The following is a 22652-nucleotide window of genomic DNA, read 5'->3' on the forward strand; positions in this document are numbered from 1 at the left end:
GCTCGTATTTCAAAACTGTGCATCGATAGATAGTCGATCCAAGTGCAAGGAGGATAAACGATGATTGTATCCTGGAATACTACGAATGATTGTAATATGTATTGTGATCATTGCTATAGAGATGCTGGATGTAAAGCGGATGAAGAACTCAACACAGCTGAAGCTAAGACCTTGCTTGAACAAATTGCCAGAGCTGGGTTTAAAATCATGATTTTCAGTGGTGGGGAGCCCTTGATGCGCCCGGATATCGTCGAACTTGTGGCCTATGCAAAGTCACTCGGGCTTCGTCCCGTCTTCGGAACGAACGGTACCTTACTGACTGTAGATCTCGCTCGTCGACTCAAAGAAGCGGGCGCTATGGGCATGGGGATTTCACTCGATTCCTTAGATAGAGAGAAACACAATGAGTTTCGTAAATACCCTCGTGCTTGGGAAGAGGCTGTCCAGGGCATGCGCAATTGCCGAGAAGTTGGTCTGCCGTTCCAGATTCATACGACAGTCATGGATTGGAATCGGAGTGAGTTAGAGGCCATTACTGACTTCGCAGTGGAAGAAGGCGCCGTAGCCCATCATTTCTTTTTTCTCGTCCCGACTGGACGTGCGGTATCCATCGAGGAAGAGTCTTTACGGGCAGAAGAATATGAAGATGCCCTTACTCGCATCATGAAGAAGCAGCAAACGGTAGATATCGAATTGAAACCAACCTGCGCGCCCCAATTCATGCGGATTGCTAAGCAGATGGGGATGGATATTCGCTTCGGTCGTGGGTGCTTAGCCGGTACTTCGTATTGCATTATTAGCCCACGCGGACAAGTTCAACCCTGCGCCTATCTTAATATTCCACTTGGGGATGTCCGAGAGACCCCTTTTGATGAACTATGGAAGAATCACCAGGTTTTACAGGAGCTTCGCACTTTGGACTACAAAGGAGGCTGCGGAGCGTGTGGCTATAAGAAAATCTGTGGCGGTTGCCGCGCCCGAGCTGCTTACTATGAAGATGGAGACTATATGGCGGAGGAGCCCTGGTGTCTATACCATGGGCGGAAGGGGGCAAAATAGGAATGGACGCTCTCGATCGGTCCCTATTGAATACCGTCCAGACTTCTTTCCCGATCGATGCTCGCCCTTATCAGGTGCTAGCTGAGCTTACAGGAACGACTGAGCAGGAAGCTTGGCAAAGAGTTCAGGCTTTAAGAGCCGAGGGTCTTATCAGACGGTTAGGGGGAGTTTTTGATTCTCACCGTCTCGGCTATAAAAGTACGCTTTGTGCTGCAAAGGTTCCTGAAGATAAGATTCAGCCTCTTGCGGAGTTGTTACAGGATATACCGGGGGTAACCCATAATTACTTAAGAAGTCATAAGTATAATATGTGGTTTACCCTTATTGCTCCTTCCCAGGATGAAGTGGAACAAACACTTAACAAAGTGAAGGAGGCTCTAGGTAGTCCTGAAGTTTATTCTCTCCCTGCGACCCGCTTGTTTAAGATTAGAGTCGATTTCGATTTCAATACTGAAAAGTCGGAGTCGGAATCGGCTAGGCAGCCAGAGCAGGAGCAAGACTGCTTTTCTCCTGGGGCATGGAACAAGGCGGAAAAGCCTGAACCGTATCCTTTAGATCAACAGGATAAAGCGATGATTCGTGCGCTTCAAGGGGACCTCCCAGGAACGCTTACCCCGTTTGCTGACCTAGCGCAGGAACTCGCCTGGGAGGAAAGGACAGTCCTGGACCGCACTCAGAAACTACTTGAGGCAGGGCTTATTCGTCGTTTTGGCGCAGTTCTTCGTCATCAGAAAGCAGGCTTCACTGCGAATGCTATGGGAGTATGGATCGTTCCCGAAGAAAAGGCAGAAGAGATCGGAAAGATCATGGCGGCGTTTCGCGAAGTGAGCCACATTTATCAAAGACCTACTCTTCCGGATTGGCCGTATAACCTTTTTACCATGATTCACGGCCGTTCTGCTGAAGAGTGTCAAGGTGTTATGAAGAGTATTTCCCAGACAGCTGGAATTCAAGAGTACGATATGCTCTTTAGTCAGAGGGAATTGAAGAAGAGCAGTATGCAATACTTCATGGAAGAAGACGATTAGGAGGGTTAATTTTGGGCTTTCAGGATGAACGGAGTAAAGTGGCCTTTGCCCGGGCAAGGAAAGTCATTCCGGGAGGAGTTAATTCTCCAGTGCGTGCTTTCAAATCAGTGGGGCGGGAGCCTGTATTTATCGAGCGGGGGGAAGGAGCCCGACTCTGGGATATCGATGGTAATTCCTATCTGGATTACGTCCTGTCCTGGGGGCCGCTCATTCTTGGGCATGCTCATCCAGAAGTAGTGGAAGCAATTAAAAGAGCTGCTGAACGGGGTGCAAGCTATGGTGCTCCGACTGAGATAGAGACGGAATTGGCTGAAGAGGTATTGAAAGCCTATCCTTCCATGGAAATGATAAGGATGGTTAACTCGGGAACAGAAGCGACCATGAGCGCTTTGCGCTTAGCGCGTGGGGTTACAGGTCGGAATAAAATCGTAAAGTTCGAAGGCTGTTATCATGGGCATGCGGATTCTTTACTGATCAAAGCAGGAAGTGGTGCTTTAACCTACGGTGTACCAACGTCTCCGGGAGTTCCAGCCTCGACAGCCTCGAACACGATTTCGGCCCAGTACAATGATCTAGAAGGGCTAAGAGAGATCTTCCTGCAGCAAGGGGAAGATATCGCTGCTGTGATTATTGAACCCGTGGCAGGGAATATGGGTGTCGTTCCCGCTGAACTTAGTTTTCTTAAGGGCTTACGGGAATTAACGCAGCAGTACAGTGCACTTCTTATCTTCGATGAAGTGATGACGGGTTTCAGAGTGAGCTATGGTGGTGCCCAAGCGCGCTTCGATATCGACCCTGATCTGACCTGCTTGGGTAAAATAATTGGTGGAGGTTTACCCGTCGGGGCTTACGGCGGGAAGCTCAAGTACATGGAGCAAGTAGCACCAAGTGGACCGATTTATCAGGCTGGGACCTTATCCGGTAATCCCTTGGCGATGTCAGCAGGGCTTGTAACGCTTCGTCTCTTGCAGAAGCAAGGTGTGTATGAGGAGTTAGAACGTAAAACGTTACGTCTGGCTGAGGGCTTAAAAACAATCGCCCAGGATCTGCAATTCCCGGTTTGGACGAATTCTGTAGGGGCAATGTTCTCAGCCTTCTTTACTGATCAACCTGTTAAGGATTTCAAGAGTGCATGTACCTCCAATGTTGAGTTGTTTGCTGAGTACTACCGTGGAATGCTGGAACGGGGCATTTATTTAGCACCGAGTCAATATGAAGCTGTCTTTTTATCCACGGCACATACCGATGAAAATATTGATTATACCTTGGAACAAGCGCGACAAGTCTTGAAATCTCTCCGTAAGGACAGGTAGGGAGGCTTATGGCGATGGAACGAAAAAAAGTCATTCGGAGTCTCATTACTCTTGCTCTTTTCGTAGCCTTGGTCGTGGTAATCTTCGTTTCGCAAGGTCACGATCCGAGCAATCCCCATACCTCAATCCCGAAGGAGACGTGGCTTAATGGTCCCAATGGCCATGGCTTTGCCGTCTTGAATAATCAAAATCCCGCCAAACAATGTTACGGATGTCATGTGAAGAAGAATTTAGGTGGGAAGGCATATTGTCAATCCTGCCATGAGCAAGCGGGGATTAAAGTCGAGCTTCCGGATTAATTCCCCTGATTTTAAATTTCGGTTAAATAAAGGTTAGAGGCTTAAATAGTTTAAGGCATTATCACCTGAGAGAAAAATCTTTCAGGTGTTTTTTTACTAAGATAGATAATACCGATAGCAGAAGTATCTGGGTATGAAAAATATAGGGTCGTGTAGCTTCTCGCACATCGTTCACTTAGCGCTCCAGGGCTAGCAAACTCGCTTCCGTAGGAGCTTCGCCAAACCTCAGGGTAATACCTGAAGTGAACCAGGTGGCTACGCTACCCTACGAAAGCCTTATTTGCTTTATCACCCTTCCGCCGCAAATCGTTCACTCCTGTGCGAGAAGCTACGCTAACAGGTCTTTTTAATAAGTTTGGGTATTAAGATTTTTTAGATTGTCTTATATCAGAAGTGGGTAATTGACTCAAAAGAATCACCTTATAGAGCTATATGGAATAATATGGTATATAATTGGGTGATTTGGGGGTATCCTATGAATGCCGAAGATCGTATAAATAACCTGAATCGATTAGAAGAACTTCGCGGCTCAAAAGTCTTGGTCTATTTTGCATATACCCCTCTTGATGACAGTATTTTGGTTCCCCTCTATAAACAACTCAAGTCAATAGGGCATACGGAGAAGATTGACCTTTTCCTTCATAGCTATGGAGGAGCAGTCGATACCCCCTATAAGGTCGTCATGCTCATTCGCGAATTCTGTGATGAATTTGGTGTTATCGTGCCCTTCGCAGCGAAGTCTGCTGCATCCATGGTGGTTTTGGGGGCGGATGAGGTTGTCATGGGTCCTATTTCCGAGCTTGGTCCTATCGATCCGCTGGTCAAACATCCAGTGTATAAAGATTTATGGGTTCCCGTACAAGCGATTCGACATTGCATAGATTATTTGCAGCGCTCAGTTGCAGATAGTCCTGATCCAGAACTTGTGACGTGTATCATTAATCCCGTGCTCAATAAGCTGGATCCTTGGTTGATTGGGGATTATGAGAAAGCTCTCAAAGCCTCTCATCAATACGCGGAAGCACTCCTATCACGTTATATGTTTAAGGAGACACCAGAACGCGTTCCAATTGTGACACGTGCCCTGACCGAAGGGTATTTTTCACATGGCTATCCCATTGGCCGGCGTGAGGCAAAGGAACTTGGGTTGAAAGTTACAGAAGCAGAGGGCGATCTCTGGGACGTGATTTGGAGTCTTTATCTGGGCTACGAGGATCTTTTTAGTGCTAGAGAAAACGAAAATGCTTCATTCTAACCGTATTCATATAAAACGAAGAGCGGGGTTGTGATAACTCTGTTCTTCGTTTTATTATAATTTTTAAAAAACATTGGATTTACTTAATCGGAAAATATTTTGGTTGGATAAACAGAATAACCAAATTAACCACAAAAATCTTGTTGAAAGTTTCGACAAAATACGATAGGATAGTGATTGTGATGATTGTAATGTAATTCACGAATTTTTCATTTGTGTTGAACTCTTTCTATGTGGTATATTTAATCTATGGAGGTGTCTACATGCTTACAACGTTTGGTTTTGTAACCCCTACGACAATGATCATCGTTTTAGTCATTGCTTTAATTCTTTTTGGACCAGGTAAATTACCTGAACTCGGAAAAGCTCTGGGTAAAGGAATCAATGAATTTAAATCCGCAACCAACGGTGAAGAGAAGAAGGATAAGGACGAAAAGGATAAAGAAACTCCAAAAGCTGAATAGTTAAGAACAAGAAGAGCAGGAAAGAATCTCCTTTGAGATGACTTTCCTGTTTTTTTGCCATAGTGCCACTGTACATATTCTTTCTAGGTAGGGAAGAAGGGGTTAGACACTAAGCCACCGTGGCAAACTAAGCCTAAGAGAGTGTCTCTCATCGTGATCCAAAGGGAGTGACCTTGTGACGACCTATGTAAGACAAGTCCCAAATCTGGTGTTGATCGTTCAATTTGTTAAAAATGTCTTTCCCCTTGTTAAGAAAAATCTTCGGCATTGGGAGACTCTAGCCAACTCATCTCCAGATAGGGTTCTTGCGAAGCAAGCCCTCGACAGTATGACACAAAAGGCTTTTCATTGCTTAGGAGGAAGCATCTATGCTTTGTATCCCGGAGTGAGAACGGAAGAAGTAGTTGAGTTTATCGTTGCCTACCAAACGATCAGCGATTATCTCGATAACCTTGTGGATGCTCTCCAAGTACAGGATGAAAAAGCCTTTGCTCATCTCCATCTCGCCATGACTGAGGCCCTCGAACCGGAGTCTAAGCGTTCAGATTATTACGCCTTTTATCCTCACCATGAAGATGGGGGATATCTAGACACGCTCGTTCAAGCCTGCCAGGAAAAAGTGAAGTCTTTACCTTCCTACTCACTCGTCAAGAAGGAAATGCTTTGGTTAGCAGAGCAGTATTCCTCACTACAGAGCACGAAGCATCTCAAGGAGTCTGAGCGGGAAGGGAAAATGTTAAGTTGGATTCAAAATCATCTTCCGAACTATCCTGGACTCTCGGAATGGGAATTCGCTGCTGCGACGGGGTCGACTTTAGGAATCTTCTGTTTGTATGCTGCATCCTATAATCCTATACTGCAACAGGAAGAGGTTCGAAGAATCAAAGAAGCCTATTTTCCCTGGATTGAAGGACTACATATTCTTCTGGATTACTTTATAGACCTAGAGGAAGATAGGGAAACCTCGCAGCTTAATTTCGTAGAGTATTATGAGTCAGAGAAGAAGCGGAAAGAGAGACTCAGCTTTTTTGTCCAAGTTTCCCTTCAAAAGGGCAGACAATTACCGTATCCTAAATTCCATGAGGCGGTGATAAAGGGACTCTTAGCGATGTATCTCTCTGACGAAAAAGGGAGCTTGGAAGAATTAACGGAGACAGCACGGAGCCTCCTAAAAATAGGGGGAGTAGAGGTTAAGCTTCTCTACTGGATGTGTTCACAGTTACGCAAAAGGGATATCCTTTAAGAAGGATATCCCTTTTGCGTACAGCCTTTATTAGATTGATTATCCCGCAATTATTGCCTTAAATTACGCTTTTCTGTAAAGAACGGTATGGGTCAAATCCGTTAAAAAGGCCTTGGCAGGAGAGTAGGGTATCTGCTCAAGTGAATGGATCGCCCTCTGAGCACAGTATAAAGCCGTTGCGAAAGCATCATCTAGGGCTTCAGAGGAAATCAGGGCTTGGATAATTTTTCGGATATCGCTAGCAGTGAGTTCTTTCTTTTGAAGAATTTCTTGGGCCCAAGGACCATACAAGGGATTCTCAAGGAGATAGATAACAGGGAGTGTAATATACCCATTGATAAGATCCGCTGCTACAGGCTTCCCTGTAATTTGCTCGTCCCCCGTAAAATCGAGGATATCATCAATAATTTGGTAAGCATATCCGAGATTCAATCCATAATCCCTTAGACGCTGAATATCCTCTAAGGAAGCGCCAGCCGTTGCTCCACCGGATTGGCAGCAGCTCGCTAGGAGTACACCCGTTTTTTGCGAAATTCGCTTGAAGTAAGTGTTTTGATCAATGGCAAGATTGAAGCGGTCCTCCGCCTGATGGACTTCTCCATCACACATTGACTTTATAGCCTCCACAAGGTAGGTCATACTGGTCTGAAGCTGCCCAGAGGAGAGAATATGGAAGGCTTCAGCGAAGACATAATCTCCCGTTAGAACCGCAATCTGGTTTCCATGTTCTGAATTGGTTGTTGGCATGCCTCTTCGTAGATCTGAACGATCAATTACATCATCATGAATGAGAGAGGCCATATGAATGAGTTCAGCAGCTACAGCAGCCTGAATCGTTGAAGTGTTGAGTGGACCGAAGCACTGAGCACTTTGTAAAGTGAGCAAAGGCCTTAATCGTTTGCCCCCGGAGGATAAGAGTCTTGAGCATGTTTCTTTGATAATTCCATCGGCTCGCCGAAAAGAGTCCTGCAGTTTATCTTCAACAATCAGAAGTTCTGGAAAATGAAGAAGGGGCTCTGAATTCTGATGGTCCTCTTTTGTTAAAGGGAAGGTACTAGCGGCGAAAGAGCTTGTGTCAAGAAAGGTCATAAGATCCGTCCTTTGCGTTAATCCTTAATGCGTAGATAGTTCTAGTATTCCAGGAAAGGCAAAAAGGATACACAAATTCGGATTTACAGAGTTTCTATTCATCTCGTTGTTTTTGATTTCCCGTATAGTTCAAAGGTTATGCTGTTCCCTTGAACTAGGCTACGAATTAAGAGATAGCCTCCGGAGGTGTTCTTGAATTTGAGATCAAGTACAGGATAACTAACCGTGGCATCTTGACCAGGTGGTACATAGCTGATAGGGAGGGAATGCCGATGACGCTCAGTCACTTCGAGATGCGCAAGGGTTATCGCATTATAAAGCGTGGAAGAGACTTGACAGATGCCTCCCCCGAGTCCTGGGGTGAAGGTATTTCCTTCGATAATCATGGCCTCTTTGTAACCCGCTTCAATGGTTCGTTCGCCGACACTTTGGTTGAAGGAAAAGACTTCATTAGGGGACAAGATTTTCTTATCCAAGGCAAGGGCAGCGAGGTGAATATTTTCTGAACGGTTTAAGAGACTAGAGTCAAAGTAAGACGTATATTTGGCCAAAGAGCCCGTAATTTTCATGGCTTCAAGCTGAGCTGCTGTGACTTTGGGTTGTAGGTACGATTTGAGGGGGACGGTTAGGGTGGGAAGTGAATCTCCCTTCAAGGGTTCTTTACTCAAGGGGAGTTCTTTGATCTCTTGTATTAAAGCGTCGAGATCCAATTCACGCCCCACTTGTTCAGGAAGAATGTGCATTTTATTCTCATCTGTTATCTCGAAAGTCGCATCCTTCGGAGTTACGTAATAGGGCTGAAAGGATATTTCCAGTATACTTTTTAGCCTCTGATCATCCCAAGTCGACTCAAGGGGGATTTCATAACCAGTACGACTCTCGAGCCGACTAAAGGCCTTAGACAATAAATTTCCTTCGCGACCGACCTTCCAAGCTTGATCTAAGGCATCTTTTAAATCATACGTTAGTCCCAAAGCCTTGAGCTGTAGTTTAAGTGTTTGTTCTTCTCCAGGAATTTGGAAGCTTACTTCTCTTGCCAGTTCGAGATTTAGCTGATTTTCAAGCTGCTTTTTCCCTTCTTCAGGGGTTAAGCCAGATAGGGTGATTCCATGAATGCCGATCTGAGGGAAGAAGACTCCATGGTCCTGAGTATAAATCAAGAGAGCGCCTAGGACTAAGAGGATAATAAGTATAAGTCCAAGAAACGTCCCCATAAGAAGGTGTTTTCTCCGAGAAGGAGCGTCTTGTTTTTGTGCAACTTCTGTTTCCAAGGGTGAATTCCTCCCACGCGTTACTTCGTTTATCTATATGGCGAGGGAGTGAAAATATTTCGTATTCTCTACATTTTTGCATGAGAAATATCACTGTATAGCTACAGAAGATCGATGTATAGGTTATCCTATAATACTTCTTGATGGAGCCGAATTTCTAGGCTATACTGAAGTAGTGTTAAATTGCTTGTCAAATAGGGAGGAAACGATATGTTACAAGGAAAAACAGCATTAATTACCGGAGGGGGCACAGGGATTGGGCGCGCTATCGCCTTGCTTCTTGCTCGCAAAGGAGTAAATATCGCGATTAATTATTCCCGCTCCAAAGAAGAGGCTCTCCAAACCCAGAAGGAAGTTGAAGAACTGGAAGTGACCTGTCGTATCTACCAGGCCAATGTAGCCCGGGATGAAGAAGTTAGAGAGATGGTTAAGCAAGTCATTGCTGATTTTGGACAACTCGATATTCTCGTCAATAATGCAGGAACGACACGATTTGTCGATCATTCTGACCTTGAAGGGCTTAAAGATGAGTACTGGGATGAGATTTTCGGAGTGAATGTCAAAGGGCTATTTAATACCTGCCGGGCGGCTGCTGATGAGTTAAGAAAGCAAAAAGGATGTATTGTCAATGTCGCCTCTATAGCCGGAATGACTGGCTTGGGAAGTTCTATTGCATATTCTGCTTCGAAGGCAGCGGCAATCAGCATCAACAAGTCGCTGGCTAGAGTGCTAGCTCCAGAAGTTCGTGTCAACGCAGTCGCTCCAGGAATTGTGCAGACGCGTTGGGTCGAAGGTCAGGATGCCCATATCGAAAGACTTGCAGCGGGAACTCCTTTGAAGAGAGTTGCTGGACCTGAGGATGTTGCAGAGGTCGTTTATTCCTTGATTGCACATGCAGGCTTTGTCACAGGTCAAACCATCGTGGTTGATGGAGGAAACTTCATTTAAACTGTTTAGAGATGAATATACGAATAATAAGCGAGGCATGCAGATAAGCTTGCCTCGCTTGACGTTTTTCGTTGGGTAGTATTTAACTATTGGAGTATTCAATTTGAAGTTAGATCTTTTCTTTATCTAGCTTCGTTGATATTGGCCAGCGCTTTGGAGCAATACTCCAGAATTTCGCGGCGACGCACCATACCGATAAAAATTTCTTGATCATCGACGACAGGGATGAAATTCTGCTCTACGGCTCGTGAAATCAAGTCTTCCATCATTGCATTGATGGAGACAGGGTGATTTTGAATATGCTGCTCAACCTCAGTGAGACGAATGTTTTCGGTATTACGAAAGCTGAGGCCTGGGGTATTTTTTAACTTCCATAATAAATCCCCTTCTGTGATCGTTCCTCGATAGTGTCCCTCATCATCAATGAGTGGAATGGCCGAGTAGCGATGGAATTCCATCCGCTCAAGCGCTTGGCGCATTGTCGAATTATATTTCAAGTACACAATATCTTTCTTAGGAATCAAAAAAAAGGCCACATTCATTTAAGTCACAACTCCTCAATCTTTTGCTACATTATCTGGACTCCTTATCCTATTCTATCAAGGAATAGTGAAGTGTCCAAGCTTGAATTCAATATTCTTGCAGAGAGTGGTATCCTATGTTAAAGTAAGCCCGTAGTCAATATGATTATAATCTTACAATTAATAGATAAAAAGGAAGAGTTCTATGAATGAAGAATCGTTAAGAGCGTTGCTCATGGGGATAAAGGATCAGACCATCGATCTTGAGACGGCAATTACTCAGATTAAGGAGTTACCCTATGAGGACCTAGGCTTTGCAAAGATCGATCATCACCGCCATCTGAGACAAGGCTTCCCAGAAGTCATCTATTGTGCAGGAAAAACAGCGGAACAAGTTGCGATGATAGCAGAAAGGCTTGTACAAAAAGAGGATGGAAATATCCTAGCGACTCGCGCAAACCCAGAAGTTTATGAAGCCGTATTGGAGAAAATCCCAGATGCAGAGTACTTCCCTTCCCCTCGCTTAATCGTGATTCGACGGGGTAAGCAAGAGCAGCGTGGGAATATCCTTGTCCTCAGTGCGGGAACTTCAGACTTACCTGTCGCAGAAGAGGCGGCGATTACCGCCGAAGTCATGGGAAACCGTGTGGAACGTGTCTATGATTCCGGGGTAGCAGGAATTCACCGCTTGCTCGATCAGAAGGATAAACTCTTGCAAGCTCGGGTTCTCATCGTAGTCGCTGGCATGGAAGGAGCACTGGCAAGTGTCGTGGGAGGACTCGTCGATAAACCCGTCATTGCCGTTCCGACCAGTGTCGGCTATGGCGCAAGTTTCGGAGGATTGGCTGCGCTCCTGGCGATGCTGAATAGCTGTGCGAGCGGTGTAAGTGTCGTGAATATCGATAATGGATTTGGTGCGGGGTACCAGGCGAGTTTGATTAATCGGTTAGGGGAGCATGTGGAATGAAGATAGCATACCTCGATTGTTTTTCTGGAATCAGTGGGGATATGACACTAGGAGCCTTAGTTGATGCAGGACTTGATTTTAAGCTTCTTCAGCGAGATTTAGCTGGATTAGCGCTCGATGAATACGAGCTCTATGAAGAAAAGGTGGTTAAGAATGGAATCACCGGAACAAAAGTAAAGGTATTTGCACTGGAAGGGCATGTCCACAGGCATCTTGGAGATATTCAGGAGATTATTGATAGAAGTTCCTTACCGAATGAAGTTAAGGAGAAAAGTATTCAAGTATTTACCCGCTTAGCCGAAGCAGAAGCGAAAGTTCATGGAACTACAGTGGATCAGGTGCACTTTCACGAAGTGGGTGCGGTGGATGCCATAGTAGATATCGTAGGAGCAGCGATCGGCTTCTGGAGGCTTGGGATTGAGAAAGTATATGCCTCCTCTGTACATACGGGAACTGGCTTTGTCAAGGCAGCGCATGGCGTGATGCCTGTTCCTGCCCCAGCAACCTTGGAGTTACTCCGTGGGGTACCCGTCTATGCTCGAGATATCCAGAAGGAGCTCGTCACCCCAACCGGTGCGGCGATACTGACGACCTACTGTCAGGAGTTTGGCCCGATGCCTGAATTCAAAGTTGAGCGGGTAGGTTATGGAGCGGGGGAGAAGAACCTCGAAATTCCGAATCTACTCCGCTTGACACTTGGGGAACTTGTGAATGAGGGAGGTAACCCTAAGCGCGGTCTGGTGGGACAGGACGGGATTCGTGAAGGACAAGCCTTAACCCTCGAGACAAATATCGATGATATGAACCCAGAATTTTATGAGCATCTCTTGGAAAAGCTCTTGAAGGCTGGAGCGATGGATGTATATCTCCAGAATATCCAGATGAAGAAGAATCGTCCAGCCACCATTCTTACTGTACAGATTTCTCCAGAAAGACTCGAAGAGTTTAGAGACTTGATTTTTAAAGAAACGACATCGATTGGCCTCCGTGTCTATCCCATAACGAAATACATGCTCCCTTATGAGCTTCGCACTGTGGAGTCAGAATATGGACCAGCACGGGTAAAGGTGGCTTTCCTGGACGGGAAAGTCTGTACGATAAGTCCAGAGTATGAGGATTGCCGTAAACTTGCACAGGAGTCTGGGCTTTCACTTAAGATGGTCTATGATATGGTCAAGAGGAGTGCTTTTGCTCAGAGCTCGGGTCTGTAGCTTTTCGCGCATCCGTTCACTCATTAGCTTCAGGGCTACCTCACTCGCTTCCGAGGGAGCACCTTCAGCGGATGAGTATCATTTGTGGAATGCCGCCTCGGGCGAAAATGTCCACTGGACACTTTCGTTGCCAAACCCATGTGCTTTCTGCATGTGAACCAGTGGCGCCGCTGCCACTCGAAAGCCTCGTTCGCTTTAACGCCCCTACGCTAGAAGTCGTTCACTGCCGCGCGAAAAGCTACACTATCGGGTCCATACTAGCCTTAGAGTAAATATAGAGATGAAAAAACGAGATTCCATTTCGGAGTCTCGTTTTTTTCGTTTGCACTTTATAGTTGGAGTCCTCTCCAGATCAGTTCTGCCTTCTCAAGGAGGAGTCTCGCATAGGGGAAGTTATGAACTCCTTTCGATCCATCTGAGTATACGTACGTGTAGTAAGTTGCACCGTTCTTGAAGGTCAATACTTTGGGGTCGTTGGCATCCATGGACTTAACCTTGGTGCTCCACTCCTCGTATATAGGTTGTAACTCGTCTAGCTTCTTCCCAATGATTGATTGCATTTCTTTTACGCGATTCACGGTCTCAGCCGTGTTGGGATGACAGACATCGCAGGAAGATTGTTTGAAGATCCCTTTGAATTGTTGGAAATCTATCGATGTTCCTTCGTTGCCGATGCCTTTTGAATCTTGTAGGGCAGTGACCCCAGGGACTCTAAAGTCGTGTTTTGTACCATTTGTGACATGGCAGTTGGTACAGGAGAAGCTCTCTTTCAAGTATTTGTACTTGTAGGAAGGCATAGGTAAGATATCACCAATCGCAACACCTTGAATCATTTGGAATTGAGGATGATGGACCTCTACCCCTGGAATCGGATTTCCAGTGGAGCTCACATGACACGTTCCACAGGTTTCCCAACCGGATCGGCGCAAGGTATATTGATTGTTCTGGATTGTGTGGCAGGCTAGGCAGCTAGTTCCTTCTGTCTGATTCACTAATTTCGCATGTCCACTGTTTTCAACTTGTAATGTGAGTGAACTGGCATCCATGACTGAGGAAGAAGGGACGGTAGTCTGAGCGGGTACTGGGGTGGACGATTCACTTGACGATGATGAGGGTTGAGTCGTTGAAGAAATGGGTTTACCAGAAGGCAGTGAGGAATTTACTTCGCTCATCGCTGGGGGCCCTGGTGGAGTATTCTCGATAAGAGCTAGTGTTTTTTCAGATGAGGAATTCGAGTTTCTATCTCCATTATGAGAGATTCCGTTAAGTGATATAGCCAGAAGAGAAAAAACTGCGGCAACAATGATGACATTCCGAATTTTCAATTGAAACCCTCACTTCCCTTTGAACTTAGAATTCTTCCTTTAAGAAAGATTGCACAATAACCAAAAATAGGAAATGAAAACCCAAAAAATGGTGGGTTTTCGCCAAAGGAAAAAATTGTAAGATATAGAATACTTACACGTACAACTATCATATGAGTCCACTCGAATTATAACTAAAACACAGGAGGGAGGAAATACGTGCTATATAGTACTAAATGGTGTCAACACATACACTGAGGAGAGTATATGAGATGGGACGGTGTTGTGAGGAAATGACGATTCAAGTCTTAATGGTGGACGAGAATCAACTGCAACTTGAAGGGCTAAGAAAGTTATTTGAAGGCGTAGAGGATGTGAAGGTTCAGTATGTCTTAAAAAGTAATAATCATATTCTTGAGCGAATCAGCGAAACTACACCAGATATTGTTTTAATGGAGCTTGGAACTCCAATCTGTAATGGAATCCTAACTATCCGTCAAATCCGTGAATGTGATCCTTCAGTCAAAGTCCTTGTCTTGACCCATCTATGTAATGTCGAAGCGATTCGAATGTCTCTGGAAGCTGGGGCTGCCGGGTACCTTCTAAAACAAAGTTCTTTTTTTGACCTAGTCGGTGCAATTCACGCTGTCTATGAAGGTAATTCGTATTTTCATCCCATGGTAGCTAAGCAAATTCTAAACGGGATTTATCAGACTTCAAATCGAGTAATGGATTGTGAAGAGACTGAACAAGCTTTAACCGAGCGCGAAGTAGAGATATTACAGCTTATTGCGGAGGGGTATACGAATCAGGAGATTGCTAAGAGACTCTATATTAGTACAAAAACAGTGCAGACCCATCGCCGAAATATTATGGATAAACTAGGCTTTCACGACCGAGTAGAACTAGTGAAGTACGCAATCCGTAAAGGGTTAATATCCTTGATTGATTAGTAAATATAATCCAGTTATATTTTTTGGAAAATTTAAAAATATTTTTTAGAGAGGCCGCTTTCTGAGGCGCTCGTCACAAGGAATTAACACATTCTGGGAGTTAATAAGGTAGGACGGGGTACTCTCATGAGAGTAGACAGGATACTCCCTAGAGAGTTACTGCAAAAGTACAAAGTTAAGTAAACTAAAGTCGTTAATATCTTTTCACTTAGGGGCTTATTCGTACAGGAGGTGAATAAAGATATAACATCACTCCAAGAAGGGGGATTGAATATTTCGTGAAAGAAAGGCTAAGCGCAATTTGGAATAAACTTAAATCTAAAAAAAGTAAGCAACCAGGGAAACGAAGCAAGTGGTTACTCCTACTTCTCGGGCTTTTGGTTGTTATCGTCGTCGGTGGAGGAGCTGGACTGAAAGCAAGTTCCACCTCAGCGTTTTGTGCGAGCTGCCATGAGATGTCACCGGAAAGTGCCACGTACAAAGTGACTTCCCATGCCAATCTTTCTTGCACAACCTGTCACGTCAGTCCAGGAGCTGGGAATTATGTTAAAAGTAAGTTGAACCTTGTTGGATATTTTGGCAAACATATCACTGGAAATTATTCTTATCCAATTGTTTCGTCTGAACCGATTAAAAATGATGTCTGTGTAAGCTGCCACTCTACGATGCGGAAGGTCACTCCTTCAGGAGACATCAACATCCCGCATGAAACGCACTTAAAGCACGAGATAGCCTGTACCGCTTGTCATGGCGGTGTCGCCCACGCCTTCGTAGCAGAACGAGGACTTACCACGAAAGAAGATATTGGTACATGGACTCTAGCGAAGGCTGAAGAAGTCAGTAAGTTTGATGACACTAAGACCGCGATGGAAGCGTGTATGGATTGCCATGAGCAAGTGAACGAAGGGAAGAAACCGTGGGAAGAAAATGAAGGACTTGGAAAAACAGAAGCTCAAAGGGTAGCAGAACGCCAGGAATCCGAGAAACAAGCCAAGGAAGGAAACGGGCAACTCCCACAAGCTGTTCAGGCCATTGCCATGTCAGCGAAGAGTGAACTTACAGCTCCCATGCGCTGTGCACCTTGTCATCTTAAGATTCAAACCCCTGTAAACCATGTCGAGAAAACCTGGGGTGTAACCCATGGAGTCACCGCTACAAAGGATCCCCGCTGGTGCGCAGATTGTCACTCCAGACAACGAGATCGGGTACTTGTAACAATTAGTACACCGGTGAAGGATTATGCTCGCAGCAACACCTTGTGTGCACCCTGCCATGAGAAAAGGCCCACAGGGCACTTAACAAATAAACAGCAATGGTTACCGACGCACTCAACGATTGTAAAGGATAAAGGAGCCCAGAATTGTCTGGTCTGCCATGAGATCGATAAGGCAATCAATCCAGAAACGAAAAAGCAGATACCAGGTGTCAATGCTGTAACGTGTAATACGTGTCACTGGTTTAAGAATGGAAAGGTAGAGGTCAAGAAGTAGAGCTTCTACGAACAGCTAAAGGGAGGCCATACGCTTGAATTTCAAAGAGACTCTGAAGAGAAATAAAAAGCTCTGGCTTTTGGTCCTCCTTTTCTTAATCATTGGTTTTTTTGCCTTCTTCTGGGATACGTTTGAGACTGCAACAGATACAGCTTACTGCACCTCCTGTCATCAGATGAAGCCAGAGCTTTATACTTGGGAAGCTTCCTCGCACAGTCAGGTCCTCCAATGTGTCGGTTGTCATGCTCCGCCGGGGACCTTGAAGAAGATGAAGTATAAGATCTTTACAGTGAAGGAGATTGTAGCGTCAATCACCGGTAACTATGGAATCCTGATCCAATCGACAACCCCGATTCCGGACCAAGTATGTAATAAATGTCACGATATGACGAAACGGGAGGTAACCCCCTCCGGGGATCTCATAATACCGCATACGAAGCATGCAGATAAGAATGTAAGTTGTGTTTCCTGTCACAGTGGTATCGCCCACGGAAATATCGCAGAGAAGAAGGTGACCTTTCGAACCGATTACGGAAAGTGGGACGAGACCTTAGGCAAACGGTTCATGTCCGACGAGAAAAGTATCCGACCGGATATGGATACCTGTATGAGCTGCCATAAGGTTAGAAAAGCACCGTTGAACTGTAGCGCTTGTCATAAGACGTCGATGATACCGGATACGCATAAGGACGAGGTGTTTAAGCAAGGGGGGCATGGGAAGATTGCCCCAGAGGAGATAGTTAATTGTGACTCTTGTCATTCTTATATGAGTAAGGAGAAGGTGGAGGTCACTAAGGGGAGTTCGGCGAGTTATTTGAAGTTCTTGACGCAAGGAAATGGGAAGACGTCGAATACAATATCCGTTAGGGATTATGCGAAGTCGAATACTTTTTGTAAGGATTGTCATGGGAAGATGCCGCCGAGTCATAAGGTGCCATTCTTTGAAATGAATCATGGGGCGTATGCCAGTCTGGATCAGGAGAAGTGTTTCACCTGTCATGATAATCATGTATTGCGAGATTCGCCCGTAACGAAGCTTAGCTGTGGATCCTGTCATCCAAGTTCTCACTACAAGAGACCGTGGAAGGAGAAGCATCCTGTGCCGTTACCTGAGAATCCGCAGGTCACAGAAACTTGCTACACATGCCATAACCAAAAATTTTGTGCCAAATGTCATCAAAGTTCTAGAACAACTAATTGATTTACCCAATTAATTAAGGGGGATAAGCATGTCAGAGACTATACAGAACCTAAACTCCATAAATAATCCAGTTAATCCCACGAAGACTAAAAAGGTCAAAAAAGACAGCTTCACAAAACTGCAGGCCTTTATTATGATTCTTCTTACTCTACTTGTCAGTGTCGGCGGGTGGTACTTGGTTGGAAAATATTATGTTTGGACAGATCTTGATTTGAAAAGGGTCAATGAACAATTAGCATATCTCCAGCAAAAGGTACAAGCAGAGCCCAATAATGCACAAACCCGAATAGAATTAGGCTATACCTATTCGTTAAAGGGAAAAAATGAACAAGCGATGAAGGAGTTTAATCAGGCCCTAGTTTTGGAACCCAAGAATTTTAATGCGCTTTATAATGTTGGGCTTCTTGAAATTAAAGAGGAAAGGTATAACGAAGCTTTACAAAACTTCCAAAAGGCTGTAGAGCTTAGTCCCCGAGACTACAAAGTTCATTTGCAAATTGGAATTACCTATAGAAATTTAGGGATGTATGAGGAAGCTCTCAAATCCCTTGAAAAATCCAATAAATTAAGTCCAACGAACGTCGAAGTTATTTACGAATTAGGCAGATTGGCAGAGGAAAAGGGAGACAAGGAGTCAGCGATTGCTATTTATAAAGAGGCATTAACTTTTGATCCCCTTTATAAAGCAGCCATTGAATCACTTGAGCGACTCGAGAAGAAATAGGAGTGAAAGCAAATGAAAAAATCTAGAGTCTACCTTTCAATGCTTGGTACCTTTTTAATAATCTCAATTGTCTTTCTAACTCTTTTTTACTTGCATGATAAAACAATTATTGCCCCAATTCAGAAGGTGGTTAATAAGAAGGCCCAACCAGTGTTTAGTCAACTAATATACGGTGGGTTTGGGGAGGATGCTTTAAATAAACCCATGGATGTTTCCCTCATTAATCAATTTGTTTATGTAACTGACACGAACAATAAGAGAGTCCAGGTCTTTGATCAGGGAGGAACTCCTATTTTCAAATTTGGAAAAGAAGGTGATAAGCCTGGGGAATTTAAATTCCCCTATGGAATTACCGGGGATAAACAAGGTCAAGTCTATGTATCTGACTTATATAATGGCTCCATTTCAGTTTTCGATGACAAAGGCAACTTTATAAAATACTTTGGCGAAAAGGACCAAAAAGAAAAAGTAATTGAAGCTCCTGGTACGGTTCGTATTTTCGAAGATAATCTATATGTTACTGAAATAACAAAAGGAAAAGTCCTCGTCTTCGACATGAATGGAAAGCTTTTAAAGGAAATTGGAGCACATGGCCAAAAACAGGGGCAATTTCAAGCTCCAAATGCTCTGACGGTTGATAAAAACGGGAACCTCTACGTAGTCGATACAGGAAACCAAAGAATACAAATTTTTGACAAGGATGGAAAGTTTGTAAGGTCTTTTAATGGAAGTGTGGATGGTAAAGGCCCTTCAGAATTTGTTAACCCCCGTGGAATCGGAATTGACTCACGAGGTATTTTGTATGTCGTAAATAACCTGTCCCATATGGTTTATGGATTTGATACGAATGATACTTCAGGTAAGAAGCTCTTTTCCTTCGGTTCAAGTGGACAGTCCAATACTCAGTTTTCCCTCCCGAATGGACTGTATGTTGACAATGACGACAATGTCTATATTACTGATTCTAGTAATCAGAGAGTCGCTGTGTATAAGTAAAAGGTGAAAGCCATTGAAAAGGTTCATTTGAGAGGGGGGGTTCTATAGAGAAGTATTGATTTTAAAATATTAATTATGGTCTAAAAACAAAAGGAGGGAAAAAAGTGAAAAAACTATTGGTCACAGCAGTACTTAGTCTTTCGATGGTCTTCGGTTTTTCAGGAGCTGCCTTTGCAGCGATGAATGACCCAATTGTTGGCGGCACATCAGAAACCAGAGTGCTAACCGACGGGGCAAATGACAACGGTAAAATCAATGCAAACAATACTGGTGTTGGTATCGGTGGGCAAGCAATTTTGCCTGAATCAGGATTCCAAAGTGTAAATGGACAAAGAACCCACGGCGAATATCAAAATAACACGAACTCCTGTGCAAGTTGTCACCAAACTCACACCGCGGCAGCATCAGACTTATTATTTAAAGATGGTGTGTTTCAAACCTGTACAGCCTGCCATGATGGAACACTCGGAGTACTTAACGTTTATGCACCGTCCACGGCCGGTACCTTTGGTGGTACCGCTGACGGTAATGCTTCCATTCATATGGTAGCAGGTGGAATGGATATTAAGGGAGCTCCCGGAGGTTATACAGATGTTCCTGCTGATACCGCAGAAGGCGAAACACCTGCATTCTCGAGTCCTTGGAATGCTGAGTTTAACTGTGCAAGCTGCCACTCTCCACACGGCTCTTACAGTGATCGTCTGTTGAAATTCAATCCTAATGATATCGGTTCAACGGATATGTACTTCAAAGCTGTTGATACTGATCCATTATCTACTACAGGTTTTAAATGGGTTGACGCAGATGGTGCTGATTCGGCTACCCCTGTAAAATCTGGTGGCTTAAAAGTTAGTGATACGGTAGTTAACGCTTTGCCAACTCCTGTAGATGCTAGTTCTCCTGAATTTGTTGTTTTCAGAACCACTGCAGGTAGCGCTGATTTGTTGGATAGTTTCACACCAAAAGCTGGTGATCCTGCAATAGATAATACAGTTAAACAAGAAACTGATACAACAACTCCAGTTATTGTTCTAATGAAGAAAGTATCTAAAAAAGATTCTGCTACTGGTATTACCTCATATGGTTATGTTCGGGATATGAATCCTTGGATTGGAAACGTATACAACACAAGAGGTACTAGCGGTTTGGATGAAATCACCAACTTCTATAAAACTTATAAATATGGTGATACTACAAACAACATCAAAAAATCTAACCTTGTTAAATTCTCTGCTACAGGCACTGCAACTGATGACGGGATTGTAGTTAAATTCGGCTATGCCTATGTTAAGAACGGTACTGCTAACGGACTCGCTAATGTTGGTTATGCTGACATCTCCCGTTCTGCTCCTGTTAAACTGAATTTCCTCAAAAATGCAGATGGTACTTTTAAAGAAAAAGCTACCTTTAATGGCGTCAAGATTCTTGAAGTGGATACTAATTCCTACAATAGTGCTTCCAATGGTATGGGTGTCGCAATCTCCCAATACTGTGCTGCTTGTCATACTGACTACTTCGTATCTGCTGGAAGTGACACTAAAGACGCAACTGGAAAAGACATCGGTAAAGGTGTATGGTCTAAAGCGTTCCGCCACAACACCACAAGCGATAACTATACTTGCTTGAAGTGTCACTTTGCTCATGGTACTGACGTTAGTGTAATGTTAGATGCTCAAGACCAGGATCTTGCAGATTTAACAACCACGATGGGTGCAGATGCAGCAAAAGCTTATCTGCTTGATAAGAATAATTCTTCTGCTCTAAAACGCTACACCAACATGTCTGTTTGTTGGAAGTGTCATACCAGCTCGCACTCTGAAGACCTCACCAATAACCAATGGGTTCAAGGGGTTAATCCTGGTGTATCTTCTTCTACTGAATATAACCAAACCGGAACAAACCTACCTAAAGGTTATGTAGCACCTCCTCAAGCCGGACTTCCTTATCAAGGGAACATTAATGTCCCAACCACTCCAAACCCAGTAGGTACTCAAAATCCTTAATCCTTTTCAAGCAAGGAAAGTAGTTTAAAAGCTTAATAGGGATAGGGTAGAGGCCTCCGAAGTATCTTTCGGGGGCCTTTCCTTTTGGTACGCCACGCATGGCGATTAACTAGACGGTGGAAGTCCGTTATGGGGGTATGTAGCGACCAACCATTAGCTTAAGGCAAGGGTGTCCATCGTGAGGTGGAATCTGTTCGTCTCGGAAAGGGGCCTTCGAAGTTCGTCTTCGATGGTCTTCCTTTCCTCGTAAGGGGTCGTACCCCCTCAGGATTCGACACGATTTAAATAGTTCAAATATAATACAAGTTCAAAGGTAGTTCAAGCTAATTTTCGCAGGTATAAGACGTCCCAAATTCCATTGACGAACAAGCAACCTCGATGGTAAAATTAGGTTGTCTGTAGAGAGTGCGATTAGAATTGCATTAGAATGCACCTAATCGACAGAATGGAGGAAATAATGGACGGAACTAAAAAGGTGATTGATATGATCCCCAAGCAACCGAAATTCGGACGTCTTGCGATGACACTGATCATTCTCGTCATTATCGCACTGGTTGTTCTCAATTCCTATACGATAGTTCAGGCAGGTCAACGTGGCATTATGTTACAGTTAGGTGCAGTAAAACCCGTTGTATATAATGAAGGACTACATTTTAGATTGCCGTTTATTCAAGAAATTATCCCGATTGATGTACGGGTAGCGAAAGCTGAGTCAGACCAAACCGCTGCGTCAAAAGATTTGCAAGTAGTTACTACAACGGTCGCAGTGAACTTTCACCTGAACCCTGAGCAGGTGAATAAACTCTATCAAGATGTTGGTCTATCCTATAAGGAACGAATAGTTGATCCAGCTGTCAGTGAGGCACTCAAAGCCGCGACGGCACAATATACAGCAGAAGAGCTGATTTCCAGACGCTCGGAAGTGAGTACTAAAGTAAAGGAAGTCTTGGCCAATAAGCTTTCGACTTATTTCATGCAGCTCGATGAGATCAACATTACGGAGTTCAAATTTAGTACCGAGTTTAATAATGCGATTGAGCAAAAGCAAATCGCGGAACAACAAGCTCTAAAGGCGAATCTTGATTTACAAAGGATAGAAATCGAGGCAAAGCAAAAGATCGAACAAGCAAAGGCGGAGGCTGAATCGTTAAGATTCAAAAGCAAGAGGTCACTCCTGAGCTTGTCGAATTGAGAAAAATTGAGGCGCAGATCGAAGCTATTAAAAAATTGGATGGTAAAATGCCCAACGTCACAGGCGGAGCGGTACCATTTCTCGATGTAAATACTGTGAAGTAATAAGTTTAAACAATATA

The 22652-nt window shown here is 44.2% G+C and carries 21 protein-coding genes and 1 pseudogene; 18 read left to right on the forward strand and 4 right to left on the reverse strand.

Going from position 1 to position 22652, the window contains the following annotated elements:
- Positions 1-60 precede the first annotated feature (60 nt).
- The 7 genes from nirJ2 (at position 61) to ACZ42W_RS09325 (ending at position 6661) form a co-directional block, all read left to right on the forward strand.
- Positions 61-1059 (forward strand): putative heme d1 biosynthesis radical SAM protein NirJ2, encoded by a 999-nt coding sequence (gene nirJ2 / locus ACZ42W_RS09295; protein ID WP_464170200.1) that lies wholly within the window; start codon positions 61-63, stop codon positions 1057-1059.
- Positions 1060-1061: 2 nt separating this feature from the next.
- The gene (ahbB, locus tag ACZ42W_RS09300) at positions 1062-2087 is read left to right on the forward strand and encodes a siroheme decarboxylase subunit beta (RefSeq protein ID WP_464170932.1); all 1026 of its coding nucleotides are present in this window, start codon (positions 1062-1064) and stop codon (positions 2085-2087) included.
- Positions 2088-2098: 11 nt separating this feature from the next.
- On the forward strand, positions 2099-3400 hold the full coding sequence (gene hemL, locus ACZ42W_RS09305) for a glutamate-1-semialdehyde 2,1-aminomutase (protein ID WP_464170201.1): 1302 nt from the start codon (positions 2099-2101) through the stop codon (positions 3398-3400).
- A 14-nt stretch (positions 3401-3414) separates the two neighbouring features.
- Positions 3415-3699 (forward strand): hypothetical protein, encoded by a 285-nt coding sequence (locus ACZ42W_RS09310; RefSeq protein WP_464170202.1) that lies wholly within the window; start codon positions 3415-3417, stop codon positions 3697-3699.
- 475 nt (positions 3700-4174) lie between these two features.
- The gene (locus ACZ42W_RS09315; RefSeq protein ID WP_464170203.1) at positions 4175-4954 is read left to right on the forward strand and encodes an SDH family Clp fold serine proteinase; all 780 of its coding nucleotides are present in this window, start codon (positions 4175-4177) and stop codon (positions 4952-4954) included.
- Between the two features lie 263 nt (positions 4955-5217).
- On the forward strand, positions 5218-5418 hold the full coding sequence (gene tatA, locus ACZ42W_RS09320; RefSeq protein ID WP_464170204.1) for a twin-arginine translocase TatA/TatE family subunit: 201 nt from the start codon (positions 5218-5220) through the stop codon (positions 5416-5418).
- A gap of 175 nt (positions 5419-5593) precedes the next feature.
- Positions 5594-6661, forward strand: a complete 1068-nt coding sequence (locus ACZ42W_RS09325) for a tetraprenyl-beta-curcumene synthase family protein (RefSeq protein ID WP_464170205.1) — start codon at positions 5594-5596, stop codon at positions 6659-6661.
- A 63-nt stretch (positions 6662-6724) separates the two neighbouring features.
- On the opposite strand, the gene ACZ42W_RS09330 is transcribed toward ACZ42W_RS09325, so the two are convergent.
- Together ACZ42W_RS09330 and ACZ42W_RS09335 are read right to left on the reverse strand one after the other, a co-directional pair.
- Positions 6725-7750: a polyprenyl synthetase family protein gene (locus ACZ42W_RS09330; RefSeq protein WP_464170207.1), complete on the reverse strand. Its 1026-nt coding sequence runs from the start codon at positions 7748-7750 to the stop codon at positions 6725-6727.
- A gap of 98 nt (positions 7751-7848) precedes the next feature.
- A complete protein-coding gene (locus ACZ42W_RS09335) occupies positions 7849-9021 on the reverse strand; it encodes a VanW family protein (RefSeq protein ID WP_464170208.1) in 1173 nt (390 codons plus the stop codon).
- A gap of 210 nt (positions 9022-9231) precedes the next feature.
- On the opposite strand from ACZ42W_RS09335, the gene ACZ42W_RS09340 reads away from it, so the two are divergent.
- Positions 9232-9969, forward strand: coding sequence for an SDR family NAD(P)-dependent oxidoreductase (locus ACZ42W_RS09340; protein WP_464170210.1), 738 nt, complete (start codon positions 9232-9234; stop codon positions 9967-9969).
- A gap of 122 nt (positions 9970-10091) precedes the next feature.
- On the opposite strand, the gene ACZ42W_RS09345 is transcribed toward ACZ42W_RS09340, so the two are convergent.
- A complete protein-coding gene (locus tag ACZ42W_RS09345) occupies positions 10092-10511 on the reverse strand; it encodes a CBS domain-containing protein (RefSeq protein WP_464170212.1) in 420 nt (139 codons plus the stop codon).
- A gap of 184 nt (positions 10512-10695) precedes the next feature.
- On the opposite strand from ACZ42W_RS09345, the gene larB reads away from it, so the two are divergent.
- From larB to ACZ42W_RS09360, 3 genes are all read left to right on the forward strand, one after another.
- Positions 10696-11457 carry a nickel pincer cofactor biosynthesis protein LarB gene (larB, locus tag ACZ42W_RS09350; RefSeq protein ID WP_464170214.1) on the forward strand — a complete coding sequence of 254 codons (762 nt, stop codon included), beginning with the start codon at positions 10696-10698 and terminating at the stop codon, positions 11455-11457.
- Positions 11454-12668: a nickel pincer cofactor biosynthesis protein LarC gene (gene larC / locus ACZ42W_RS09355; protein WP_464170216.1), complete on the forward strand. Its 1215-nt coding sequence runs from the start codon at positions 11454-11456 to the stop codon at positions 12666-12668. Before larB ends, larC begins: the two co-directional genes overlap by 4 nt.
- 71 nt (positions 12669-12739) lie before the next feature.
- Positions 12740-12940: a hypothetical protein gene (locus tag ACZ42W_RS09360; protein WP_464170218.1), complete on the forward strand. Its 201-nt coding sequence runs from the start codon at positions 12740-12742 to the stop codon at positions 12938-12940.
- 57 nt (positions 12941-12997) lie between these two features.
- On the opposite strand, the gene ACZ42W_RS09365 is transcribed toward ACZ42W_RS09360, so the two are convergent.
- Positions 12998-13993, reverse strand: a complete 996-nt coding sequence (locus ACZ42W_RS09365) for a hypothetical protein (RefSeq protein WP_464170219.1) — start codon at positions 13991-13993, stop codon at positions 12998-13000.
- 251 nt (positions 13994-14244) lie between these two features.
- Here ACZ42W_RS09365 and ACZ42W_RS09370 point away from each other — a divergent pair, with 251 nt between their 5' ends.
- The 7 genes and pseudogenes from ACZ42W_RS09370 to ACZ42W_RS09400 all read left to right on the forward strand — a co-directional run bounded on the left by ACZ42W_RS09370 (position 14245) and on the right by ACZ42W_RS09400 (position 22635).
- Positions 14245-14925 carry a LuxR C-terminal-related transcriptional regulator gene (locus ACZ42W_RS09370; protein WP_464170221.1) on the forward strand — a complete coding sequence of 227 codons (681 nt, stop codon included), beginning with the start codon at positions 14245-14247 and terminating at the stop codon, positions 14923-14925.
- 278 nt (positions 14926-15203) lie between these two features.
- Positions 15204-16415, forward strand: a complete 1212-nt coding sequence (locus tag ACZ42W_RS09375; protein WP_464170223.1) for a NapC/NirT family cytochrome c — start codon at positions 15204-15206, stop codon at positions 16413-16415.
- Between the two features lie 34 nt (positions 16416-16449).
- On the forward strand, positions 16450-17616 hold the full coding sequence (locus tag ACZ42W_RS09380) for a NapC/NirT family cytochrome c (protein WP_464170225.1): 1167 nt from the start codon (positions 16450-16452) through the stop codon (positions 17614-17616).
- Between the two features lie 28 nt (positions 17617-17644).
- Complete coding sequence (locus tag ACZ42W_RS09385; protein ID WP_464170227.1) at positions 17645-18340, forward strand: tetratricopeptide repeat protein; 696 nt, start codon at positions 17645-17647, stop codon at positions 18338-18340.
- A 12-nt stretch (positions 18341-18352) separates the two neighbouring features.
- Complete coding sequence (locus tag ACZ42W_RS09390; protein WP_464170229.1) at positions 18353-19336, forward strand: 6-bladed beta-propeller; 984 nt, start codon at positions 18353-18355, stop codon at positions 19334-19336.
- 104 nt (positions 19337-19440) lie between these two features.
- Positions 19441-21339 (forward strand): cytochrome c3 family protein, encoded by a 1899-nt coding sequence (locus tag ACZ42W_RS09395; protein ID WP_464170231.1) that lies wholly within the window; start codon positions 19441-19443, stop codon positions 21337-21339.
- Between the two features lie 520 nt (positions 21340-21859).
- A pseudogene (locus ACZ42W_RS09400) lies at positions 21860-22635 on the forward strand (prohibitin family protein).
- The last annotated feature ends 17 nt before the right edge of the window (positions 22636-22652 follow it).

The organism is Desulfitobacterium elongatum, assembly GCF_055378975.1.